Origin of the sequence: Lysinibacillus sp. (assembly GCF_032093475.1) — a bacterium.
GTDB lineage: Bacteria > Bacillota > Bacilli > Bacillales_A > Planococcaceae > Lysinibacillus > Lysinibacillus irui.
In genome coordinates this window covers 27,976-32,362 of sequence record NZ_DAMDAY010000036.1, presented here as the reverse complement: position 1 = coordinate 32,362, position 4,387 = coordinate 27,976, and the positions used below count along the sequence as shown (strand labels likewise).

General features: G+C 41.2%; 6 protein-coding genes. All 6 read left to right on the top strand.

Annotated elements, in window-relative coordinates; genetic code table 11:
- The coding region (locus tag RT445_RS10020; RefSeq protein ID WP_313470484.1) for a 3-oxoacyl-[acyl-carrier-protein] synthase III C-terminal domain-containing protein at positions 1-275 on the top strand (275 nt) is incomplete at its 5' end.
- 12 nt (positions 276-287) lie between these two features.
- Complete coding sequence (gene phaZ, locus RT445_RS10015) at positions 288-1,199, top strand: intracellular short-chain-length polyhydroxyalkanoate depolymerase (RefSeq protein ID WP_274793210.1); 912 nt, start codon at positions 288-290, stop codon at positions 1,197-1,199.
- Positions 1,183-1,914: a 3-oxoacyl-ACP reductase FabG gene (gene fabG, locus RT445_RS10010; RefSeq protein WP_274793209.1), complete on the top strand. Its 732-nt coding sequence runs from the start codon at positions 1,183-1,185 to the stop codon at positions 1,912-1,914. Before phaZ ends, fabG begins: the two co-directional genes overlap by 17 nt.
- 14 nt (positions 1,915-1,928) lie before the next feature.
- Entirely contained in the window at positions 1,929-3,407 is a 1,479-nt protein-coding gene (locus RT445_RS10005) for a class I adenylate-forming enzyme family protein (RefSeq protein ID WP_274793208.1), read from the top strand.
- Positions 3,408-3,466: 59 nt separating this feature from the next.
- Positions 3,467-4,021: a short-chain dehydrogenase gene (locus RT445_RS10000; RefSeq protein ID WP_274793207.1), complete on the top strand. Its 555-nt coding sequence runs from the start codon at positions 3,467-3,469 to the stop codon at positions 4,019-4,021.
- 222 nt (positions 4,022-4,243) lie between these two features.
- Positions 4,244-4,387: DUF997 family protein (locus RT445_RS09995; protein WP_313470486.1), on the top strand; the 144-nt coding region annotated here is incomplete at its 3' end.

The following is a 4,387-nucleotide window of genomic DNA, read 5'->3' as shown; positions in this document are numbered from 1 at the left end:
CTTTAGCGAAAAGTGGATACAGTGAAGCACAGCTAGACTATTTAGCGATGCTGCATATGAAGAGGTCTGCTCATGATTATATTTTAGCGGAGCTTGGTTTACAGCAGGAGCAATCGATTTATTTGCAAGAATATGGGCATATCGGGCAGATTGATCAACTATTGTCGTTACAGCTAGCATTGGAGCAAAAGCGTATTCAAGACGGTGATATTGTTACATTGGTTAGTGCAGGCATTGGCTATGTGTGGGGGGCTATCACAATACGTTGGGGATAAGGGGGAAATGGAATGTTAAAAACAATTCAGCTCGCAAATGGTGAAACGATGGCTTATCGTAAGCGCTCAGGGGGAGCTCAACTTTTACTATTAGTTCATGGTAATATGACATCTTCTAAACATTGGGATATTCTGATGGATGCTTTAGATGACAAATATACAATTTATGCAATCGATTTACGCGGCTTTGGCGGATCATCGTATCATAAGCCTATCTCTGCCATTAAAGATTTTAGCGATGATGTCAAGCTATTTATCGATGCTATGCAATTGCAGACCTTTGATATGATTGGCTGGTCAACAGGAGGAGCCGTCTGTATGCAGTTTGCCGCTAATTATCCAGGGCATTGTCAACGACTGATTTTACTAGCTTCCGCTTCAACACGTGGTTATCCATTCTACACGGATTTAGGAACAGGCAATCCAGCATCCTTTAAAAGAGCCTATAGCTATGAAGAAGTGTTGATTGATACATCCAAAACAAAGCTTGTTCAAGGCTTCTATGATACAAAAAATGGTGAAGGCTTACAGTCTATATGGAATGCATTAATTTATACCCATCGACAGCCGAACGCAGAAAAATATCAAGAATATATAGAGGATATGCTGACACAACGGAATTTAGCAGAAGTGTACCATGCACTCAATACGTTTAATATGAGTGCTATTGACAATGAGATTGCAAAAGGCTCTCAAGAAGCCCTCCTACTCCATATTCCGATTTTAGTATTGCGAGGGGATCGGGATTTGGTCATTACAGAGGAAATGAATGCAGAATTGCTACATGATTTAGGCAAGGAGACACAGTTCGTTAGTTTAAAAAATTGTGGGCATTCCCCACTGATCGATGATTTAGCACAGCTAACAGCCGAAATCGAGGCTTTTTTAGAAATTGGGGGGAGAAATCATGCGATTAAACAATAAGGTTGCGATTATCACTGGCGCCGCAAATGGGATTGGTTATGCGGCTACCGAACGTTTTATTGAAGAAGGAGCATTTGTGTTTATCGCCGATTATGATGAACAGGCAGGGATTCACGCTGCCGAACAACTAGGGGACAACGTGGCCTTTATACAAGTAGATGTAGCAAGTAGAGAGAGCGTTCAACAACTAGTAGCAGCGGTAATCGAACAGAAAGGTCGCGTTGATATCCTAGTGAATAATGCAGGGATTACAAGAGATGCAATGCTGACGAAGATGACAGAGGACCAATTTCAGCAGGTTATCGATGTTAATCTGACTGGGGTCTTTCATTGTACTCAGGAGGTTATCCCCCATATGGTGGCAGCTGGTGGTGGCAAAATAATTAATACATCATCGGTAAGTGGGGTTTACGGTAATGTTGGTCAAACGAATTACGCAGCTACAAAAGCAGCCATTGTAGGAATGACGAAAACGTGGGCAAAGGAATTAGGGCGTAAGGGAATCAACGTCAATGCAGTGGCACCTGGGTTTACAGAAACGGATATGGTCAAAAAGATGCCTGAAAATATTGTGGCTCAAATGCGCTCAATCGTTCCCTTACAACGATTAGGGACACCACGGGATATTGCCAATGCCTACTTGTTTTTAGCATCTGATGAGGCTTCCTACGTCCACGGTCATACGCTTCATGTGGATGGAGCCATCATGATGTGATCGGGGGTGTTAAGATGTTTGTCGAGCAAGCTTGGATTTTAAAACGTGCCGCCTTAACGCCTCATCACATCGCGTTAATTAATTTAGCAACAGAAGAGCAGTGGACCTATCAGCAATTATCTGAGGAAATTGGTAAATGGAGTCATTTTTTTGAGCGTCAGCAGCTACAAAAAGGAAGTAGAGTCGCTGTTTTTGCAAAAAATCACATACAATTGTTTGCTGTTTTATTTGCTTGTGGGCTACGTGGACTTATCTATGTGCCGTTAAATTGGCGTTTGAGTAAAGAGGAATTAACACAAATTTTGCAGGATGCTACCCCTTCTATTCTGTTGTATGATGAGGAAGGTTCTTGTCCCTTGACACTAGAAAAGATGTTTCCTCTTCAGAGCATCGAGCAAGAGAAGGATACGGTACCAAGAAGGCAAGCAGTGGACATGGACGATCCATGGTTAATGATTTATACGGGAGGTACTACAGGGCGACCAAAAGGGGTTGTGCTTTCCTTTCAATCGGTGAATTGGAACGCCATGAATACAATTATTAGCTGGGGTTTACATGCTCAAGACCGTACATTAAATTATATGCCGATGTTTCATACAGGTGGTTTAAATGCATTATGTATACCATTACTCATGGCTGGTGGGACGGTCATCATTGGCGATAAATTTGAAGCAGAAACAGCGCTGCAAGCAACGAATCAATACAAAACGACCATTTCCCTTTTTGTGCCAACGATGTATCAAGCGATGATTGCTACGAAGTACTTTCAGGAAAATCAATTTCCTTCGATGAAAGTATTTTTATCAGGCGGTGCACCATGTCCTCATCCTATTTATGATGCCTTTTACAAGAAGGGGCTATTTTTTAAAGAAGGCTACGGTTTAACCGAAGCAGGACCTAATAATTTTTATATAGCTAGAGAGCATGCTTACGCGAAAAAAGGGGCTGTCGGAAAGAGCATGCAATTTAACGAGGCTAAAATCATCAACCCCGCAGGGCAAAGCTGTGCACCTCGTGAAGTCGGAGAGCTCTTCGTAAAAGGAAAGCATATGTTTCGATTTTACTGGAATAACAAGCAGGAAACTGCCAATATCCTGCAAGATGGCTGGTTAAAAACAGGCGATTTAGCCATGATGGATGAAGATGGTGACTTCTATATCGTGGGACGTAGAAAGGAAATGATCATTTCGGGCGGCGAAAATATTTATCCGCAGGAAGTGGAGCAATGCCTATTACAGCATCCGCATGTACAGGAGGTTGCCGTGATTGGAGTAGAGGATGACTATTGGGGTGAGATTGTAACAGCTTTTATTGTCTGTCAAAACCAAACTACTGCTGTTTTAGATGAACTCAATGAGCTATGTCACCAGCAATTAGGACGCTATAAAATTCCAAAACAAATCATTTTCCTAGATGAATTACCTAAAACAAGTGTTGGCAAAATTGATAAAAAGGCATTGCAACTACTTGTCGATACACCGAACTGTAAGTAAATAAGTAGCTTAGCGACTCTCACATTTCTTTAAATCTTAATGAAGTGAGGGATAAATGGATGACACATGCATTAGTTATTGGTGGAACAGGGATGTTAGCTAACACATCCCTATGGTTAGTGAATAATGGTTATCATGTTTCAGTCATTGGACGGAATGCCCATCGGATGGAACGTTTGCTAAACAAGGCTACTAACTCATCCATGATAACCCCTTTGTTAGTAGATTATCGGGATGAATCCTTGTTATTAAAGAAAATACGAGAAACGATGAAGCAAAATGGACCTATTGAATTAGTAATTGCTTGGATTCATTCATATGCTGATAGTACATTAGAGCGCATAGCAAGTGAAATTTCACAATGGCAAGGCGGATCATGGAAACTGTTTCATGTCTTGGGGAGTCGTGCAAATCTTATTGAAGCTAAAGGGCAAATCGATAAACTTGATGCCCTACAATACCATCAAGTTCAACTTGGCTTTAAAATTGAAGATAGTCATTCAAGGTGGCTTACAAATGAGGAAATATCACAAGGTGTCATTGATTCCATTCAGCATGATCGGTTACTCCATACTGTGGGAACGATGGAGCCTTGGGAAAAACGTCCGTCATAAGCAAATACCATTCCTAAAAACCTTCGTCTCATTCGATAGACGAGGGTTTTTATTTTTTAGAGCGGTTGAATTTCGTTATTGACGATTGGGTGTTTGCTGGAACCCTATTGAAAAATCCAAAAGTATTGATAGCTTCGAGACTACATAGGATAAAAAACGTTTCTTACACTTCCCATCAGACCAACATATCAGTAAAATAGAGTAGGTTAGGGGGATTGTCATGTGAAAGATCAACGCTTTAAAATAGCGCATCGAGAGGCGCTTATTGGGATTGGACTAGTCATTGTCAACTTTGCGATTTGGTTTGGCTTTGCCTATGGATTAGGCGGAGGAGATCCAGCTAATTATTCGTATGTATTCGGTTTT